Raw genomic sequence first — 16,541 nt, forward strand, 5'->3', positions numbered from 1 at the left:
TACCACCGTGAACGTGCCGGATATGACAATACGCCGTGATATAGCAATAGGTACGGAAATCGGAAGCACTGTCGTAACGACTAGCATCAACGCTTTTTCTTGTACAGGGACCTTCAGCTATCAGGAGTTTGGAGTCAAAGGATATGGCACAGCCTCAAGTAAAATCAATGGCCTGAATATTTACAAGCTTGGTTCAGGCGCTTCTGGAATAGGGTATGCACTGTACGGAAACTCTGGAACAACTTGCCCAAGCTACTCCCCCATAGACGGATCAACTTTTACTGGAAACATTAACGACAAAATTTTTTGCTCCGTAAATGGACTATTTGGAGAGCAACCAATGAAAGGCTCTTTAAAGTTAGTATTTTATAAAATTGGCGAGGTAACACCTGGAAAAATACCAGGGCAAGAAGTGGCATCTTTCATACTGCGCAACAATCAAAATTCGTGGCAGCGTCCAGAATCATACTTCACTACTACAGCATTTACTGTAAACACACTTGGCTGTTCTGTTGATGGTACTAATATCGATGTTTCACTTGGAGAGGTCGGCATGAAAGAGCTAGGCAGTGCAGGCATTACCGCTGCCGAACGCCAATTCTCCATTCCTCTTAGTTGCGACCGCGGGACAAAAGTCAAGCTAACCCTCAAAGCTGGAAATGCGAGCATCTATGACAATGTAAAGGGGTTACTCAATCTCACCAATCCCACATCAGCTGATACCGCTCAAGGGGTAAAGGTTCAGATATTATCAAATGATGCTCCCGTTAAATATGAAGAACCTTTGGATATAGGCACGCAGACAGGTCAAGGTACCTTTAACATCCCCCTCCAAGCTCGCTATTACCGTATAGCCGACTCGCTCAAGGCAGGCACTGCCAACAGTAGCGTTATCTATACGATCACCTACGAATAGTCTGCAGTTGTTCCAGATACAGCTGCTACGCTGTTCACTCCAAGGAGGAACACCGATGCCGAACTCTGACCTGCTCCCTTCCCTGCTGTCCAAAATCAACGAAAACCAACTCGCCCTTGAAGCAGCCATCATGGAGCTTACGAACTGGGTTGAGCAGCAAGGCGGCACCGAAATCGCCGACAACGTACGTGGCGCGCTGGACGCCATCGACCGGAATGAAGAGTTCATCAAGATAACGCTTTCAGTGATGATGGCGCCAGAATGACAATCGAGAGGAGCAGAATTACACAGCGATTTTCAATGGGTCGTGGTAAGTAGCAAAAGCCAATGAATCCGGGGGTTTACCTCCTCAGAAATACCCGGATTTACCCTGCTAAACACAGTCATTGGTACAAAAAGTGGTACAAGATTCACCCCCTCCCCCGGCGTCCTGCCGACCGAACACAAACCACCACCAAACAAGCTTCAAGATTGCCAGTCTGAGACTTATAGATAGCCCGTGCTCGGCCAAAAAAGCCCCCCTCACTACTTGACTAAAAGCCATGACAGCAGCCGCAGACAAACTCAGGAATGCCTTATGTTCACTGCCCGAAACGGTCGCTAAAGTGTTCTGCCGTCCATATCAAACAGAAGGCAAAACTTGACTATTATCAATGACTTACATATAATAGCGGTCAGCGGTCAGCGGTCAGCGGTCAGCGGTCAGCGGTCAGCGGTCAGCGGTCAGCGGTCAGCGGTCAGCGGTCAGCGGTCAGCGGTCAGCGGTCATGAACTTTACGATAACGTTTTTTTTATTTATCGTTATGTCAGCGGTTCATATTCCCGGCGCATTTGCGGCTTGGTCGATAGGTGATTGCAAAGAAGCCTGGACCTCAGGGACTAGCACTTTGAACTTTCATGGCCCGGCATCTCTAAGCATACCCGCGGACACACCCTCAGGAACGGTAATTTATGAAGAAACCCAAGGCAACGTTAGTGCAACCTTTAGATGCGAAACACCTGCTGCCTTCGGTATAAAATCAAACCTTGCAGTCGGCGAACAACCCGCGGGAGGCTATCTATTCCCCATCAAAGGCACTGGTCTCTCTTGGCAAATTTCCGCTTCTAACGGCAGCCTAATCGAGGGAAAAATCCCTTCAGTACCACCAGGTAAAATTTTGCCACCCTTAGGTCCTATTAACCTTTGGTACGGCTGGTCCAGCAACGTTAGCAAATTCAAATTGGAAATAATTAAAACGGGCAACATTACTGGAAAAACGAAGCTGCCCGCAGGTATCTGGGGAACTATCAAGGCCAACCAAATGGCCCTTATTAATGTTGCCATGTCAAAAGAAGTTCCTCAGGAAGCACTATCGTGCGTAACACCTAACATTTTGGTGCCCATGGGTGAATATACACCGAGTGACTTCAATCACAATGGACAAACCATTCCTATCGGCTACAAAATCGGGCTTATCAATTGCCCCAAAGGTATCAAGAAAGTAAATTATGCACTGATCGCTACGACCCCAGTCATTGATCGAGAAGGAGGAATAGTTTCAATTAATGCCAGCTCTACGGCCGAAGGCGTAGGCCTGAAACTAATGAATGAAAACGGTCTACCGATCAAGCTGAACCAATCTTACACGTTTTCTGATTACAATACGGCCGGGGGGAACTTCTCCATTCCTTTAACCGCTTCCTATGTACGACTACAAAGCCAACAACTTGTTTCTGGCTCGGCCGATACTGAAGTCACCTTTTCAATCAACTACTTGTAATATAAAGTTAGAGTGCGGAGTCGTACACTTTTGAAGCAATGGGTATCAGCAAGAAGCTTTTCTGTTCGGGGTACGCTGACTATCCATCGAAATTTAAAAAAACCATTCACTCCCCTCATTTGCAAGAAACCGTCCACAGTTGATCAAGCCTTGTCGTATAACTCTGGCTCATCATCTCCCGACGCATCCCCCAGTCAGGGTTTGTCGGAACGCTGGCCGACCGCAGCGTTCCCCTTCCCCACCGTCCATTGATCTGGTCCAGCACCGTCATCACCCTGGTAGCCTCCGCAGGCTGCGACACGGCGAACAAATCGTCGGTGTACTCGCCCGGCTGGCAAAGGTTGAGCAACATCACCTCGGCCTTGCTGTATTTGAAGCCTGGCCGGTAGATATGGTCCACCGCATCAACCGCAGCCTTCGTGAGTAGGCGAACGTCGTCGGTTGGATAAGGCAGGTCAACCACCACCCCGTTTGCATACTTGGCCTCTTCCGGATTGAACATACCGGTACGAATGCAGACACGGACCTTCTTGCACAGTGAGCCCTGGGCCCGGAGCTTTTCAGAGGCCCGCATCATGTAGGTGGCCAGCGCCTCCTTGATCGGCGGCAACTCGGTCAGGCGCTTACCGAACATCCGGCTGCAGCAGATCTCCTGCTTCGGTGGGTCGGGCTCGTCCAGCTCCAGGCACGACGTGCCGGCCAACTCCCGCGCAGTCTTCTCAATCACGATGCTGAATTTCTTGCGCAGCGTCCACGGGTCAGCCTTGGCCACCTTCTCGTCGGTCAGCGCCAGATCACTTTTGAGCTGGTTGAGTTGAGTGGCTGCCGTCTCCCTGTTGGTCGCCACCACCTGTTCCAGAACGGTCAGCCCTGACTTGTTCGCCCCTACTTGCGCGCTCATTGTCAGGTACTGCTGCGCCATCGCCTCGTTTTCTGTTGCCCTGGTGCGTTTCTCAAGCGCCAGATCAGCGGTTGCCTGCCAACCTTTGAGCGCGTTCGCCAGGTCACCAGCACCGTCATCGTCGCGAGCGGCTGAACGCAACGCCTCAATGGATGACGCGGTGGCCACCACCTTGCCGTCGATTTCCTCAATCATGCTGGTGACCAGTTGAACCTGCTGGGCCAGCGCGTCGGTGGTTTGCAGGATCGTGCCGATATCCTTCCAGTACAGCGGGTTTGGCGGCGCTTCGCCGGCCGGTACCGGGCCAGTCGCATGGTACAGGTGCCCATCCTTTTGCGTGAATGCGCCGGCGCCGTATGGCTTCGTCGGGTCGTATGGCTCTGCCCCGGTGATCTGCCCCAGCAGGTCCTCCAGTTCGGCCTTGGCCTCCGTCAGCCGATCATTGACGGACCCTGGCCCATCACCAGAAATCAGCTCGATCTCTTCGCGCAGGCTCTGGTACAGCGCCCCCTTGCCGATCTTATCGGCGTAGTACTTCTCGTACTCAGTCTGGTCCGAGCTGGCCTGGCCATTGACCGCGCCAGGGATCGGGAAGAACGGGCCGACGTTGCCGGTACGGTCCACCAGACGCGCCCAGAAAAACAGGCTCGCCCCCGCCAACAGGCTGTGCATTTCATGCTTGGCCTGCGGGTAGCTGAAGTCGCTCAACTTGATCGCCGTCGTCAGGTCCGGCGACTCGCTATACCAGACCTCCGTACGCTGGGTGTCCTCTGCACCTGGTGGAAAGCCCCACTGGATGCCGATGCCATAGACCAGGCTGGTGGTGGTCAGGAACGCCACCGCCGGCGGCAGGCCGGCCTTGCCTTCCAGGTTGGTCAGATTGGAGCTCTTCCAGATCGAGGAGATCTCGAAGGCGCTCACTGAACGCACCCGGGCCAGATAGGCGCCCGAGTAGATGGGATGCCGGGGATATAAGTCTGATCAATTGAGCCGGGGCGCCAGTCCCACTTCACATTGGTGAAGTTGAAGGATCCACTGGCGTCTTGAATGGGTGTGTTGTCGAGGTAGATATCACGGGCAGTTGGCGTGCCTTCAAACTCCCCCTCACCCACGGCAATCAGCATCTTTGCCAGGTTCGTCGAGCGCAGACTGTCGGGTGACTCAACCGGAGACTTCGGCTTGCTCTCACCGCCTTTGGCGCCGTGTATATCGATCTTTCGTGCTGCGCCCATGCTTTCCTCCAGGCATTAAAAAACCGCCTCATGGGCGGCCTGCTTTCTGCGTTCTATTTATGTTTTGTCTTCGGCGTATATCGATGCCGAGATGATCGCCCCACCCCAGCGGCGCTCACCGATACAGATTGGTACTGGGTTACCGCTGGCAGTGGTGTTCTTTGCGCCGCCGAAAGCGTAGGACGGCATGTTTTCGGGAGAGGCGCTTTGCTTGAGGCCCGACGCCTGAGGGCTTAGCATCTGAATAACGCCACCGGCAACCATCGCGATACCAGCCGGAGCCAGCGCTGGAAACCAAATACTTGCCACAAGCAATACGGCACCAATAATCGTTTGCAGAATTCCCCCTCGCTTACTGCCTTCCACTACAGGCACGATTCGAATTTCTTTAGTGCCGCTACGCCCGAGCTCGTCCGGCCCAACGTTTTTCCTGTTTCTGAAGATAGCGAAGCGCATTCCCAAGCGGTCGAGTCGTTTGATTTCTTTCTCGAAGCCCTCCAGCGTCGCGCTCAAGGCGCGGAACACTTCCCATCCAGCACTCGAGTCGATCTGCCTGCGATGCAAGCGACCAAATTTCTGCGCAAGTGAGCCTGAGAGTTTTATGTTGGTCATAGGTGCGTAGTGCGCTGCCGTTGCTGCCATATTTTTCTCCGCATAATAAAAAGCCGCCCGTAGGCGGCTTAGGTTGAGCGTGTATTTAGAGGCAAGATTTAACCGCAGACTCGATGCTGGATCGTCCAAGCATCGCAGACCACGGCATTCGCTGCCGCAAAGTTACAGAACTACCACCGGCGTTTTTTTTGATATCAAGAAGCTCGTCCGCCATATTGTTGCTCGCGACCCATAGCCGGTAACCGGATTCAGTCTCGACCATGGATGAGTCAGTTCTGGCCGACTGCCATTTCGGGAACACGCAGAGTGCGTACTGTTTGGGGTTTTTCTTGGTGTTCGCCGCGATACTCGGCTTATTGCTTTCAAGATCGGCTGGAGAAACGCACCCCGCCAACGCAACCAAGGCCAGCGCCCCTATGAACAGTTTCATGTCGTTCCCCTCGCCAGCTTATTGGTAAGCGCCATAAACGTACCGATTATTTGATGGTTCAGGCTTTTCGTATACGTCCTTCCAGTCACTTGCATACGAAGGAAAGCTGGCGATCTTCGTTATTTTCCAGCCATCCTTTGTGTCTTTTCGCTCAAGCACATATTGAAAAGGCTCGCCGGTTTCTTTGGCCTTCTTCGCGTCCGCATCAAGCACAGCCCCCTCTTCAGGTGGAGTTGAGTTTTTTATGCGAGCAATTACAACGGCACGCGTACCCTCACCTTCAAACACCTAGGCCACACCAAGCGAGACGATGGCTCGATTGAGCAGTACCACCTAGAGGTGGCTGACACCAGGGATGGTGAGACCGAAGAGATCTCAGTCGAGGCCAAGCACCTCTTGTCCGCCCGGAGCATGAAGAGGATCCTCCTGGGCCGAAAAATGTTCTACTCCGTCACGCAGGCCAAGCATGAGAAAATGCTGAGCGAGATGTTCGATCAGCAGCAGCCTGAAGCAGTCGAAGACTAGCCCGGCCCACCGGGCTTTTTCATGCCCACCAAATGCAAGCAAAACAGTGCGGGGTTACGTTGAGGATTGCTTGGTAGGATTTCGGTCAAAAGCAGCTAACCTTATTTGTTTTCCAACCATCTATTACTCGTCAAGGAACGTCATGAGTACAGACGATCGTTTCAAACAATCTGTCATTACAGTATTGGCAAAGAGAGCAGGAAATCGATGCGCCAATCCTAGCTGCGGCGCCCTCACAAGTGGTCCAACTAGCGAGCCCACTGGCTCTGTAAACTTGGGTGAAGCCGCGCATATATATGGTGCCAACCCCGGTTCAGCAAGATATGACGAAAAAATGGCGTCATCTGAACGAAGCGCTATTACAAATGCGATATGGCTATGTGGGAACTGCCACAAAAAAATTGATGACGACCCAAGTAGATATCCGTCAGGCTTACTGTTTGAATGGCAGCGGGAGCATGACAAGCGTATTTCTGACGAGGTTGGTAAAGCTGCATCGGAGGTCAGGCATAGGTACGAAAAGCGCCACCTTGAAGAATTTGGCAAGTTGAGCTATTTAGCTGAACGGCTAATTATTGATAAAGATCCGTATTGGGAATACTTGCTCACCGCCGAGGTTCTACGATTTGAAATAGCTCCTTCATTGCAGCGGTGGGAGGCATTAAAGGGCGGATTATATACAAAGCCCACCCAGCGCATACACAAAGATGAGTCATTTTTATGGCTCGGAGATAAATCTGAAGAAATCCAATTAATCGTAGCCGCGTTCAGTAATCTCACCAATTTCGAGCTGATGAAAACTTGGGGAGAGCCTGGAATTTCAGGGAGCGACGTAGATATTGTTAGGATATGCAGACTCTACGGAGAACTTTGCGCTAACACATTGCTTTGGGAGGAATCCGTTTGCTTTACAAGCGTAGATGAAGACTTCTCGGACGTGCGAGACCTGTACATAGGCGTAGCAGGTTCGATAATTGAGCAGACGGCGAAAATCCCTAAGTTCTTAACAGAAATGATAGCTTCGCGACCTACTTCGGGGGCATATGAACTCATACTCATTATTGAGCTTCCTGATGGGTGGGCCGATAGGGTTTCAGACGCACTCAAAAGGGTTGAACGATCTTTTCGTCATTAACTCGCTTTAGCCAAAAGGCTACCTAAGGAGCAATACACCCACATCGTTCTTTTGGTAACCGTCGAGGTCTGCTAGCCGACTGCCGAATGGAAGTCAGACAGATCCACAACGGCGCTCAAGATCATCCTGACCAGATCCCAGTCTCATTTCATGGGTAGCCTCAGTGTTGGTTGAATGCAAAAAGCCCGGCACTTGACCGGGCTTTTTCATGTTAGATATAGGAGAGTTCTGCTAAGCGCTTCCAGTGCGCTCCAGCCTATTTGGAGCCCGCCGCTGACCTGGAGTTCTCGCAAGCCAATCTCAGCCGCTCATGAGCCATTGGCTCCATCGGAGCTGTCATCATGGCCCTGTACGTCATGCACTCCTGAGTATCTGAAGCGGGCTCGACATGCTGGACAGCACTCGTGGATGGCGTACACCCTGCAAGCATCACCACCGCTACCGCCGCTATCAAAATCCGCATGATTCATCCTTGTCCTGAAAGTGGCGACTGTATCACCATGCCGCGCTCACGAAAAAACGTTTATAGGGCTGGCCGGACGCTACGTCAGAGAAGCTGAGATCACCCAAAAAGGCTGACAGATAACCGTTCATCGAAAAAATAAATTATGATTTTGGATAGATCTACAATCGTCATTAACGAATAACGTTAAGCGTTAATGATGATCATCAGCTTTCGTTGTGGCGACACTCACATCCTGTTCACCACTGGCGCCTCCAGAAAATGGGCGGCAATTCTGTCCGTGGCGCAACGAAAGCTGACCATGCTTGACCAGGCGATCGCATTGCAGGATTTGCGGTCACCGCCCGGCAATCGGCTGGAAGCACTACAAGGGAACCGAAACGGTCAATACAGCATCCGAATTAATGATCAGTACCGTATTTGTTTTACCTGGGATGCTCAGGGACCCGAAAACGTTGAAATTGTAGACTACCACTGAGGTGATTTGTGTTCACTAACGGCATGCGCCCTGTCCACCCGGGCGAGATACTCAAGGAAGAATTCCTGCATCCTTTGGATATGACCCCAACCGCTCTTGCGCGGCTCCTTCATGTATCTGCGCCTACGGTTAATGACATTGTTCGTGAAAAACGCGGCATTACTGCAGACGTTGCTCTTCGTCTGGCAGCCTGCTTCGACACTAGCGCGCAGTTCTGGATCAATCTACAGGCGGTATACGATCTGCGTCGTGCAGAGATTGACCACGGCGCAGACATTGTCCGTCAGGTTCAGCGCGCCCCGGAGCCCGCTTAATCCGCGTCACGAAGTTGCCAGGCTCGCACCTTTGTGCCTGAGGATAAGCCGGGTTCGATCCAGCCATGGCCCGCCGAACACCAAAACTTCAGATGGTCGACCGTACATATGGTGCAGCAGGAACGGCCCAGGGCCGAATGTGCCTGACTCCTCTCCAAGTAGCGTCGGATCAGTACCCAGGTAGATCCCTGCGTGGTTGGGGTGAACCGTCCGCCCAATTGACATGACGATCAGATCGCCGCGCTGTGGTCGGTCGACTCGCACGAAGCCGGCAGCCTCGTAATGGGCCTCATACAGGCTGATGTTCTCCGCACTCTCCCACCAGCCATCGGTGCGCTGGAAGGCTTCGAACTCAAGCCCCCACTCCCGCTGATACCAGTCAGCGCAGACCTGCCAGCAGTCCCAGGCGCCGTGTACGAATGGGCGCTTAAGCAGTGGTGTGCTCCCCGTGGGGGTGATTGTGCGCAGGTCGCCCTCGGGCCAGCTGAGAATGTGCCAGGGCAAGGCTGTGGCCTCGCACATGGCCAGATCCCGGGGTGACGGCCTGCTGGTAGCGTCAGGATGTGAATGCACAATACCGATCACCTCGCCCAAGTCTTCCGCCGCGGCGTAGTCCTCCGGATCAAGCCGAAACTCTTCGTTCGGCTCCGTGGAAATGTTCCTGCACGGGAAGTACTGCTGCTTGCGGCCGACAGCCAGGACCAGACCGCAGCACTCTTTCGGGTACTGCTCGGCCGCATGCGCCTGGATCGCGCTCAAGATGTGCTTGCGCATGGTCAGCTCCGGGCAATGAGGGATACGGCAGGCATACCCCCGAACGGCAAGGGGTTGTTTTCACCGAATCGACACCTGCACCCTGTGGTAAGCAGCGCATTGCATTGATCCCGCTCCGGGTCATCCGTTGGATTGCCATCCATGTCGAAATACCCACCCGTCCACCCACAACTTGGCCCGCGATAGCCACCGGTAAGCGCCCAGTGGCACAGCGTCGTCATCTGCCTACCAATTGACTCGCCACCAACATCGCCTGGGCTTGCCAGCGCCCAACCGACGGTCTCCCCGTCCTCACTTGTCTTCTGGTCGATGTACCAGACCTCAATAGATTCTTGAGTTGGGTCAGCTTCCGGATTGCCATCCTCAAAGTTCTCGGCATCGACAAATCGGCCCAACGTGTGGCGCATGGTCAACTTGAACTCAAGCAGATCATCAAACGCCAGGCACAGCGCTGTGATCCTGCCATTGACGTTGCCAACGGCTAACGATGGGCGCACTGCCGTGCCATCACCATTGGCCTCGATACCTTCAATGTGCATGGGCCAAGCGCCGTATTCATTCCCTTGAAACCAAATTGACTTGGCGGGTACGTGGTCGAGCAATTCGATGACATGCGCGCCAGTGTCAATTATGTCGGCGCCTTCGCCCGCGTCTTCGCCGACCCGAGAATGGTCAGCTATCACGCTGGGGGCCACGTACACACCAACGTCTCCATCACCGGCAGCAGACCACTGACTATGGCTGATTCAGGTAAGTCGATCCTGGTCATCAGCGATACAGACGTCACGCTCACCATTGGTGATGACGTGACTGAAGGGTTCAAGGTGAATCTGATCCAGGCGGCCGCCGGCAAGGTCAACATCGCCGTATCGAGCAGCCATGTGATCTACAGCAATGCTGGGAGTCGCACGCGCACGCTCAACCCGCTAGATGAGCTGGAAGTCAGTACCTTCCCATTCGGCCCAGTGTTCCTGGCCTTCCGGGTCAGACCTACTACCTAACGATACATTGCGCGCTGGTAGACGTGGTTCTTACTGCCAGCGCCGCATCAATATCCGAATCATCGACAGACCTGGCTCGTACTGCCGGCCAGCGGAATAGAAGAGGTAGGCTATGGCTGCCGAACAGAAGGAACGCACAGCCAAACTTGCCGAGAAACGGCAGGGACTGGGCGAGCAGGAATTGCGGCACACAGTCCCGTACGGCACCCGGCAGATGCTCGACGATCTGATGCTCTGGCATGAGATCGAGGAAGTCAGCGAAGCGGTGCAGTTGCTGGTACTGAATGCACGGGCCGAGGATCTTCCGCCGGCGCCGCCAAGGGTCAAAGGGCCGTCCGACATCATCCGCCACTACTTCCGGCAGGGAATGCGTGACCGGCTGGCAGCGCTCACCGACGAACTGGGCGAGACGAAAGACCGGTCGACCATCTGGAGAATTATCACTCATGCCCATTCACTGGGCGCCGAAAACTCCGCGCCACTATTCAAAATCAAGCGCCATGATTACGAGATATCCGAAACTGTGGCGCGCAAATTACGGCAGGCAGGATTCGCCGAGTCGCTTCAGATGAACGCCGAAGAAAGTAGTGATCAATACTAATACCATTTCACGATTATTCGTTAGTTCATGCAAGTGATGGAAATGGTTTAAGACAAGTCGCAATGTTCCATCGGACGCTAAGCTTCTGGAATTTTCTCAACCGTGGTCGGAGATGGTGACTTGGCAACCACCTTGCCCCTACCGACAGACTCATAAGTAAAGTGATACCCATAACTTCTGCCGCGAACATTTTTGCAATAGATGGCGATATCAAAATTATTTGGAGTTTGACCTTTGTCGAAACTCACCTGAAAGCGCTCTTTAGCCTTAACCCCAAAATATCCCGCAGAAAGGGCGGAAAACTCCACTCCACCCTCGATCCATAATACTTTTAGATCATAAGCTGCGGCATTGAACGCAAATAATTCAAAATTTAACCACTCTTTACTTGTGGAAATGCCATTATTAATGTAGCTGATTGAAATTCTGGGCCTAATTGACTCCTCCAACTCTAATAGTTCAACTTGATGTCTTTCATGCGCCAGTATCATTTGGTTTTTTGCGACTTCCAAAGCTAAGCGTTGCTGCTCTGCGGAATTAGCTAGCTCAACGCACTGAGCAACAAGCGCCTGAGAGCTTATTCTGAGCTCTCTACTTTGCTGGTAATAGCCCAGAACAAGCCAAAAGACAGCAAGCGGGCCAAAAACACCCGCAAGAAAATCACCCAGTTCGTTGAGAGGTAAAGCTGAAAATTCCGGCATCCTCCAACTGACCGTGATTATGACAGCGCTCAAATAAATCGACGTAGCTAATCCTGCAAGCCGTTCAGCACTGCTTCGGAAGAATCTGCGAATTCTTACTCTTCCTCGCAATAGATTGCTGCTCATAGTCCAGTTCCATTGAAAATTTCGCAATGTTAACAAACATATCAACTAGCCACCACGCTCTGCGTAACACGCCCCCCATATAGGAGCTCAACCATGGACAAGAACACGAAGATCCTGATCCCGGAAATCTCCGGCGAATGGACAGAGCGACTCCGCTCAGGGAAAACCAACATCTGGAACGCTTGCAGCCACGACCGGCCACATCGCAACGGACTGCCAGAGGTTCGGCTTAATCCACCAGAAGTAGGGCTGTACGCCGAGCGCATCGATGGGGCCTGGTATTGGGTATCGGGTTGCGCCAAGTGCACCGGCAGCGGCGAGCGTTACAGCTACAGCGTCTGCGACATGCACGACGTTTGCCGCCTGTGCAGTACTCACCGTTCGAAGCTCACGGAAGCACCGTGGGGTCATCCTGACGGGTTCACCTGTAAGCCTTGCCAGGACGCAGAAGACGCCGTTGCGAAGGCCGAAGCGCTGGCCAAGGTCGCCGAGACCGACTATGACGAATGGGATTATCGAAACTTGGACGAGTGCAAATGCCCGCACTGCGCCACCGTGATCCACATTGAAAGCGAGGACTACGGCGACAAGAACATGGAGTGCGACACCTGCAACGGCCTGTTCGAGCTGACAACCGAGTGCTCGGTGAGCTTCACCACCAAGGTGATTGGCGAGCGCATCACGACCTGACCCGCCCTCACCTATTGCGCTAAGGGCCGGCCACTCGAAACATACAAGCTCAGCCAGCGATCGTTCGTTTATTGAAACTGAGCATTGTTTAAAGATCCACAGCTCTGATGACGCCGACCCCACCCTTATATTCATCCACAAAAAAAGACATATCCTCTAAAGTCTTTTCGGCGGCATCACTAATACCACACAAAGACTTGTAGCTCTTCGCTGAAAGATTCCCATCAATGGAAATCGCATCTAGAACTTTAAGTATTCGATCTGCTGACAGCGCTATGTTCTGTACGTCCCTGGCAACCAAAGCTCCAGGCAGCTCATAAATAGGTAACTTTGAAATCCACAGCGCTGCTACCTCAAGAGCGTCCTTATGGCGGGGGGCGCTCCCTTCCATGAGAATATCTGGCATCTTCCTGGCCACCCCAATCACGCGCCTAGCGACAATTTCAACCACCTCAGCTGTAGCTCTCAGGGACGAGATACGTTGAAGTCTGGCCTCTTCCGCCTCATGGTTAATCTGGTCTAAAAACAACTTTCGCGACTGGCGTCCTTGCCACCACGCAACTCCTATAGCGACAAACAAAGCAACAAACGACCCAATTGCTTGAGCCCACGATGCTAGCCCTGAGTTGCTATCCATCCAATTCAAATCTATCTGCTCCTTCCGGCTCCATGCCGGTCACCCGTAATACCCCATATCAACCCAACGCGCCAGCGATGAGCAAATAGCTGATGACTAGGGAATAAGAACAAGGCCTGCTTGCGTAATGGCGGCCAATGAAGCGAGTGCTGCGGCAATCTTGTTCCACTTCGATTGCTTTTTCATCGTTGCTTCAAGGTCCGTCTCGGTTCCGTCGGCATGCACCCAACTGACAGAGGTTCCCGGGCCTGCGGAGGCATGAGCTGAAGCCGACATAGCCCAGCTTAGACAGGACAATATCGAACTGACGCATAGCACTGTAGTTAGCACAACTTTTAATCCATGCATTTCTGCCTCCTAGATTTTGATCGCTTTGTTTACCCCACATCAACGAATCACGCCAGCCAGCGAGCGTTACTCAGTCGATCTCATCAGTTGTGCTCATCACAGATGATGTGCGCTTGCGAATATGAATGCTCCACATTCCTTCATCCTTGCCGGTTGACAGTTTAATTCTCGGGTCGTGACTGCAGACAAATAGAACGCGGTCTTCTGTGAGGTTGTTATGGCTTGCTATGGCCCGCGTTGATCGAAAGGGCTCTTTCTTTCTATCGCTGTTTTTCTGAAGCCAGTCATAAATGCGCTGTGCGTCCCGGTGATTTTTCCAAGCCGCGCTCATCCCTTGCACCGCCAGCACGACCAGAGCCGCGACTGCGCCGCCTGCCGCACCTCCAACGGAGGTTGAAATGATGTCGTTAATCAATCCCTGATCCATTTGAATCCCTCAGTAATTTATCCGCCAAATATACCCGGCGAGGATCCCCTATGTCCGCACAACAGATAGACGAAAAGAAGCTCGAACGCGCGATCCGCAAGATCAAGCACTGTCTGGCACTTGCCCAGAGCGCCAATGAGAACGAAGCCGCAACGGCACTCCGGCAGGCCCAGGCATTGATGCGCGAGTACCGGTTGACCGAAATGGATGTGAAGTTGAGCGACGTAGGTGAGGTTGAGTCGACCCTGTTCCGCGCCAAGCGTCGACCGGCGTGGGACCAGCAGCTGAGCATCGCTGTAGCAGACGCATTCAGCTGCACAACCCTGCGGCGCCGGACGTGGTGTTCCGCAAAAGGCCAGATCATTGAGTGCGCGACATTCGTCGGCGTTTCTCCCGCCCAGAACATCGCCCTGTACGCATATGAGGCACTGCACACCAAGCTTACTCAGGCGCGCAAGGAGTACTGCTCGGCCGTCAGGTCGGGAGTCCATCGCAGCCGGTATTCGGCAGAAACTGCCGGCGATCACTTTGCGCTGGCTTGGGTTTGGGAGGTCCAGTCCAAGCTGAAAGCCCTTGTGCCTCAAGGCGACGATGATCCGCTGGGGAGCCCCGGCACCGGCCAAGACCTCGTCGCGATTCAGGCGCAGGACAAGGCATTGATCAGCGAATACCTCGCTACCCAGGAAATCGGGAAGTCCAGGAAAGGCAAGGCGGTAGAGCTGGACCTAAACGCCCAGATCGCCGGGATGCTTGCTGGCAGCAAGGTGGAACTACACGCCGGCATCGCGCGTGGTGGCGAGGATATCCTCGCCCTATCCGCAACGACCTGAACCGCCCTCAACTGCCGCGCAGCTTGTCAAATGTATGGGGAAATACTGGCGATGGCCTTATCAAAATACCCATTAACAAAGTTTACATTTTTACGATTGCCGGCATCAGCCCAAGCTCGCAGCTCAGCTTCATCCGCCTCATTTCCGAAATAAGTCACTTCAGACCCGCTTTTCAAGATTGGCTCCCATATGTGCGAGTCCTCGGCAACCACTCTAACGCCGACAATAATTATCCTAGAGGCTCGTCGGCAAGCGGTGGAAAACATCACCTGCTGATTTTGGACAAAGCCAGGACAAACCGAGACTCTCTTCCCCTTGGCATACATTGATATTGCAGGCGAAAGGGACGTATCAACATCGCACCTGTACTTAGCAGACAATCTATCAACTGGCTTGACTGGGGCATCTAGCGCCGAACCAACATTGCTAAAAAAGCAGTTCTTGATCATATCGGGTGGGAAATCAGGCCAAAAATTAATTGATCCATGGGGTTTGATAACCCTAATAGCATTCGGCATGCGCTCTATTCCGTAAGAGACGCGCATGCCGAGCATAAAGGCGGCTTCTTCAAGCATCATGTCGTAGTTCAAGCTACTAAAAATCACATTTCTTCCAACTAAATGGCGAAGCAATTCAACGTAGTAACTATTAGGTGAAGGAACAAAATCTGCTAGATAAGAAGATAGCTCTCGATGAAATGCCTGCAACTGCACATCAATCCGCTGATTAAACAACGCCATGCCAAGCTCAAACCCTTGATCAAAGACCTTCTTAATGTCATCGGGAATTCTCGAAGCAACGCCACCTAGTTCGGTAAGTGCACCAAATAGGTCATTCCCGAGCGGAGGTGTCTTATGCGCTCGGCTGGGTTCGCTCCCATGACTAGCGCCCGCTCCTAACAGAACCAATGTCGGCATGTGCAGCTCCTTTTTTCCAACATTATCCTGAATAGCCTCTAGGAGGTATCCCCCATGCCGACAGAAAACAAACTCACCCTGAAGCAGCAGCGAGCCGAGCAGGTCAATCAGGCGATCCGGATCATCGGCACCCACGGTCGGCGCTTCTTCTTCAACCAGGTCGCTGATCGCTATGCCAGCATGCAAGTGGATCAGCGCGGCAAAGTCTGGTTCATCGACGACTACAGCGCCCGGCGGATCTTTACGCACAAAACAACCTGGGGCGGTCGGTGGCGCGGCTTCAGCCATGGCGGCACGCTTCGGTCGCTCGTCGAAGGGTTCCGGGATTACATCCGCACCGGGCAGCCAATGCACCCTGGTTACCTCGGCCCTGAGCGGTTCGACGACAGCAACATCTGGGGTTACGACGCGGAAGGCATGAAGGCAGTACGCGAGCAGGCCGGCGCCCTTCCGGTGTTTCGACAGTCAGTCGCGGAGGCCGCATGAAGCGCATCTACCTGAGCGACCGCATGACCGGCCTGCCCGACCTCAACTTCGCCGCCTTCCACACTATGACCACCAACCTCCGCGCCGTCGGCCACACCGTCACCAACCCCGCCGAACTCAACCCCGACGGCGGCACCTGGAACGACTGCATGCGCCGCGACACTGCCGCGCTCATGGACTGTGACACCGTGGCCACCCTGCCCGGCTGGGAGCATTAAAGGGCGCCCGCCTGGAAGT

General features: G+C 53.3%; 22 protein-coding genes and 1 pseudogene. 12 read left to right on the plus strand and 11 right to left on the minus strand.

Annotated features, from left to right (window positions below; genetic code table 11):
* Positions 1–22 precede the first annotated feature (22 nt).
* The 3 genes from BFQ03_RS30095 (at position 23) to BFQ03_RS30915 (ending at position 2,676) form a co-directional block, all read left to right on the plus strand.
* Positions 23–916 carry a fimbrial protein gene (locus BFQ03_RS30095; RefSeq protein ID WP_139115744.1) on the plus strand — a complete coding sequence of 298 codons (894 nt, stop codon included), beginning with the start codon at positions 23–25 and terminating at the stop codon, positions 914–916.
* Between the two features lie 55 nt (positions 917–971).
* Positions 972–1,181: a hypothetical protein gene (locus BFQ03_RS26785; protein ID WP_065944383.1), complete on the plus strand. Its 210-nt coding sequence runs from the start codon at positions 972–974 to the stop codon at positions 1,179–1,181.
* A gap of 502 nt (positions 1,182–1,683) precedes the next feature.
* Entirely contained in the window at positions 1,684–2,676 is a 993-nt protein-coding gene (locus BFQ03_RS30915; RefSeq protein WP_083204922.1) for a fimbrial protein, read from the plus strand.
* A 115-nt stretch (positions 2,677–2,791) separates the two neighbouring features.
* On the opposite strand, the gene BFQ03_RS30920 is transcribed toward BFQ03_RS30915, so the two are convergent.
* From BFQ03_RS30920 to BFQ03_RS26810, 5 genes are read right to left on the minus strand one after another with little or no spacing between them, the layout of a single operon-like run.
* Positions 2,792–4,498 carry a DUF4113 domain-containing protein gene (locus BFQ03_RS30920; protein WP_239695289.1) on the minus strand — a complete coding sequence of 569 codons (1,707 nt, stop codon included), beginning with the start codon at positions 4,496–4,498 and terminating at the stop codon, positions 2,792–2,794.
* Complete coding sequence (locus BFQ03_RS30925; protein ID WP_065944384.1) at positions 4,495–4,809, minus strand: hypothetical protein; 315 nt, start codon at positions 4,807–4,809, stop codon at positions 4,495–4,497. The genes BFQ03_RS30920 and BFQ03_RS30925 overlap by 4 nt, the downstream gene beginning before the upstream one ends.
* 57 nt (positions 4,810–4,866) lie before the next feature.
* Complete coding sequence (locus BFQ03_RS26800; protein ID WP_065944385.1) at positions 4,867–5,451, minus strand: tail assembly protein; 585 nt, start codon at positions 5,449–5,451, stop codon at positions 4,867–4,869.
* A gap of 55 nt (positions 5,452–5,506) precedes the next feature.
* Positions 5,507–5,851, minus strand: coding sequence for a hypothetical protein (locus tag BFQ03_RS26805; protein ID WP_065944386.1), 345 nt, complete (start codon positions 5,849–5,851; stop codon positions 5,507–5,509).
* Between the two features lie 18 nt (positions 5,852–5,869).
* A complete protein-coding gene (locus BFQ03_RS26810; RefSeq protein WP_239695290.1) occupies positions 5,870–6,139 on the minus strand; it encodes a hypothetical protein in 270 nt (89 codons plus the stop codon).
* A 379-nt stretch (positions 6,140–6,518) separates the two neighbouring features.
* On the opposite strand from BFQ03_RS26810, the gene BFQ03_RS26820 reads away from it, so the two are divergent.
* From BFQ03_RS26820 to BFQ03_RS26835, 3 genes are all read left to right on the plus strand, one after another.
* Positions 6,519–7,511, plus strand: a complete 993-nt coding sequence (locus BFQ03_RS26820) for a hypothetical protein (RefSeq protein ID WP_065944388.1) — start codon at positions 6,519–6,521, stop codon at positions 7,509–7,511.
* Positions 7,512–8,173: 662 nt separating this feature from the next.
* Positions 8,174–8,452, plus strand: coding sequence for a type II toxin-antitoxin system RelE/ParE family toxin (locus tag BFQ03_RS26830; protein ID WP_065944450.1), 279 nt, complete (start codon positions 8,174–8,176; stop codon positions 8,450–8,452).
* Positions 8,453–8,460: 8 nt separating this feature from the next.
* Positions 8,461–8,766: a HigA family addiction module antitoxin gene (locus tag BFQ03_RS26835; RefSeq protein WP_139115746.1), complete on the plus strand. Its 306-nt coding sequence runs from the start codon at positions 8,461–8,463 to the stop codon at positions 8,764–8,766.
* A 6-nt stretch (positions 8,767–8,772) separates the two neighbouring features.
* On the opposite strand, the gene BFQ03_RS26840 is transcribed toward BFQ03_RS26835, so the two are convergent.
* Positions 8,773–9,540 (minus strand): C40 family peptidase, encoded by a 768-nt coding sequence (locus BFQ03_RS26840; protein WP_065944390.1) that lies wholly within the window; start codon positions 9,538–9,540, stop codon positions 8,773–8,775.
* A gap of 2 nt (positions 9,541–9,542) precedes the next feature.
* Complete coding sequence (locus tag BFQ03_RS26845; protein WP_239695294.1) at positions 9,543–10,172, minus strand: phage minor tail protein L; 630 nt, start codon at positions 10,170–10,172, stop codon at positions 9,543–9,545.
* Between BFQ03_RS26845 and BFQ03_RS31140 the strand changes: the two are divergent.
* Both BFQ03_RS31140 and BFQ03_RS26855 read left to right on the plus strand, forming a co-directional pair.
* Positions 10,119–10,541 (plus strand): annotated as a pseudogene (locus tag BFQ03_RS31140) (hypothetical protein); the annotation flags it as partial. The gene BFQ03_RS26845 and the pseudogene BFQ03_RS31140 sit on opposite strands and share 54 nt — an antisense overlap.
* Positions 10,542–10,653: 112 nt before the next feature.
* Positions 10,654–11,142 carry a hypothetical protein gene (locus BFQ03_RS26855; RefSeq protein ID WP_065944391.1) on the plus strand — a complete coding sequence of 163 codons (489 nt, stop codon included), beginning with the start codon at positions 10,654–10,656 and terminating at the stop codon, positions 11,140–11,142.
* 77 nt (positions 11,143–11,219) lie between these two features.
* Here the strand turns inward: BFQ03_RS26855 and BFQ03_RS26860 are convergent, their stop codons facing one another.
* Complete coding sequence (locus BFQ03_RS26860) at positions 11,220–11,969, minus strand: hypothetical protein (protein WP_139115748.1); 750 nt, start codon at positions 11,967–11,969, stop codon at positions 11,220–11,222.
* Between the two features lie 93 nt (positions 11,970–12,062).
* Between BFQ03_RS26860 and BFQ03_RS26865 the strand changes: the two genes are divergently transcribed.
* Positions 12,063–12,659, plus strand: a complete 597-nt coding sequence (locus BFQ03_RS26865) for a hypothetical protein (RefSeq protein ID WP_065944393.1) — start codon at positions 12,063–12,065, stop codon at positions 12,657–12,659.
* 88 nt (positions 12,660–12,747) lie between these two features.
* Here the strand turns inward: BFQ03_RS26865 and BFQ03_RS26870 are convergent, their stop codons facing one another.
* Both BFQ03_RS26870 and BFQ03_RS26875 read right to left on the minus strand, forming a co-directional pair.
* Positions 12,748–13,305: a hypothetical protein gene (locus tag BFQ03_RS26870; RefSeq protein ID WP_139115749.1), complete on the minus strand. Its 558-nt coding sequence runs from the start codon at positions 13,303–13,305 to the stop codon at positions 12,748–12,750.
* A gap of 409 nt (positions 13,306–13,714) precedes the next feature.
* Complete coding sequence (locus BFQ03_RS26875) at positions 13,715–14,071, minus strand: hypothetical protein (protein WP_065944395.1); 357 nt, start codon at positions 14,069–14,071, stop codon at positions 13,715–13,717.
* A gap of 50 nt (positions 14,072–14,121) precedes the next feature.
* Here BFQ03_RS26875 and BFQ03_RS26880 point away from each other — a divergent pair, with 50 nt between their 5' ends.
* On the plus strand, positions 14,122–14,901 hold the full coding sequence (locus BFQ03_RS26880; RefSeq protein ID WP_065944396.1) for a DUF2786 domain-containing protein: 780 nt from the start codon (positions 14,122–14,124) through the stop codon (positions 14,899–14,901).
* Between the two features lie 26 nt (positions 14,902–14,927).
* Here the strand turns inward: BFQ03_RS26880 and BFQ03_RS26885 are convergent, their stop codons facing one another.
* On the minus strand, positions 14,928–15,818 hold the full coding sequence (locus BFQ03_RS26885) for a hypothetical protein (RefSeq protein ID WP_065944397.1): 891 nt from the start codon (positions 15,816–15,818) through the stop codon (positions 14,928–14,930).
* A 54-nt stretch (positions 15,819–15,872) separates the two neighbouring features.
* On the opposite strand from BFQ03_RS26885, the gene BFQ03_RS26890 reads away from it, so the two are divergent.
* Together BFQ03_RS26890 and BFQ03_RS26895 are read left to right on the plus strand one after the other, a co-directional pair.
* Entirely contained in the window at positions 15,873–16,304 is a 432-nt protein-coding gene (locus BFQ03_RS26890) for a hypothetical protein (RefSeq protein WP_065944398.1), read from the plus strand.
* On the plus strand, positions 16,301–16,522 hold the full coding sequence (locus BFQ03_RS26895) for a DUF4406 domain-containing protein (protein ID WP_239695291.1): 222 nt from the start codon (positions 16,301–16,303) through the stop codon (positions 16,520–16,522). Before BFQ03_RS26890 ends, BFQ03_RS26895 begins: the two co-directional genes overlap by 4 nt.
* Positions 16,523–16,541: the final 19 nt, after the last annotated feature.

This window comes from Pseudomonas sp. 25 R 14 (assembly GCF_900004755.1).
Classification (GTDB): domain Bacteria; phylum Pseudomonadota; class Gammaproteobacteria; order Pseudomonadales; family Pseudomonadaceae; genus Aquipseudomonas; species Aquipseudomonas brenneri.

Bases quoted from the DNA above. Each gene is read 5' to 3' on its own strand.
- BFQ03_RS26820 (WP_065944388.1), top strand. From the start codon at position 6,519: ATGAGTACAGACGATCGTTTCAAACAATCTGTCATTACAGTATTGGCA.
- BFQ03_RS26890 (WP_065944398.1), top strand. From the start codon at position 15,873: ATGCCGACAGAAAACAAACTCACCCTGAAGCAGCAGCGAGCCGAGCAG.
- BFQ03_RS26875 (WP_065944395.1), bottom strand. From the start codon at position 14,071: ATGGATCAGGGATTGATTAACGACATCATTTCAACCTCCGTTGGAGGT.
- BFQ03_RS30915 (WP_083204922.1), top strand. From the start codon at position 1,684: ATGAACTTTACGATAACGTTTTTTTTATTTATCGTTATGTCAGCGGTT.
- BFQ03_RS26855 (WP_065944391.1), top strand. From the start codon at position 10,654: ATGGCTGCCGAACAGAAGGAACGCACAGCCAAACTTGCCGAGAAACGG.
- BFQ03_RS26830 (WP_065944450.1), top strand. From the start codon at position 8,174: ATGATCATCAGCTTTCGTTGTGGCGACACTCACATCCTGTTCACCACT.
- BFQ03_RS30925 (WP_065944384.1), bottom strand. From the start codon at position 4,809: ATGGGCGCAGCACGAAAGATCGATATACACGGCGCCAAAGGCGGTGAG.
- BFQ03_RS26895 (WP_239695291.1), top strand. From the start codon at position 16,301: ATGAAGCGCATCTACCTGAGCGACCGCATGACCGGCCTGCCCGACCTC.
- BFQ03_RS26880 (WP_065944396.1), top strand. From the start codon at position 14,122: ATGTCCGCACAACAGATAGACGAAAAGAAGCTCGAACGCGCGATCCGC.
- BFQ03_RS26860 (WP_139115748.1), bottom strand. From the start codon at position 11,969: ATGAGCAGCAATCTATTGCGAGGAAGAGTAAGAATTCGCAGATTCTTC.
- BFQ03_RS26885 (WP_065944397.1), bottom strand. From the start codon at position 15,818: ATGCCGACATTGGTTCTGTTAGGAGCGGGCGCTAGTCATGGGAGCGAA.
- BFQ03_RS26785 (WP_065944383.1), top strand. From the start codon at position 972: ATGCCGAACTCTGACCTGCTCCCTTCCCTGCTGTCCAAAATCAACGAA.
- BFQ03_RS26840 (WP_065944390.1), bottom strand. From the start codon at position 9,540: ATGCGCAAGCACATCTTGAGCGCGATCCAGGCGCATGCGGCCGAGCAG.
- BFQ03_RS26805 (WP_065944386.1), bottom strand. From the start codon at position 5,851: ATGAAACTGTTCATAGGGGCGCTGGCCTTGGTTGCGTTGGCGGGGTGC.
- BFQ03_RS26800 (WP_065944385.1), bottom strand. From the start codon at position 5,451: ATGGCAGCAACGGCAGCGCACTACGCACCTATGACCAACATAAAACTC.
- BFQ03_RS26865 (WP_065944393.1), top strand. From the start codon at position 12,063: ATGGACAAGAACACGAAGATCCTGATCCCGGAAATCTCCGGCGAATGG.
- BFQ03_RS30095 (WP_139115744.1), top strand. From the start codon at position 23: ATGACAATACGCCGTGATATAGCAATAGGTACGGAAATCGGAAGCACT.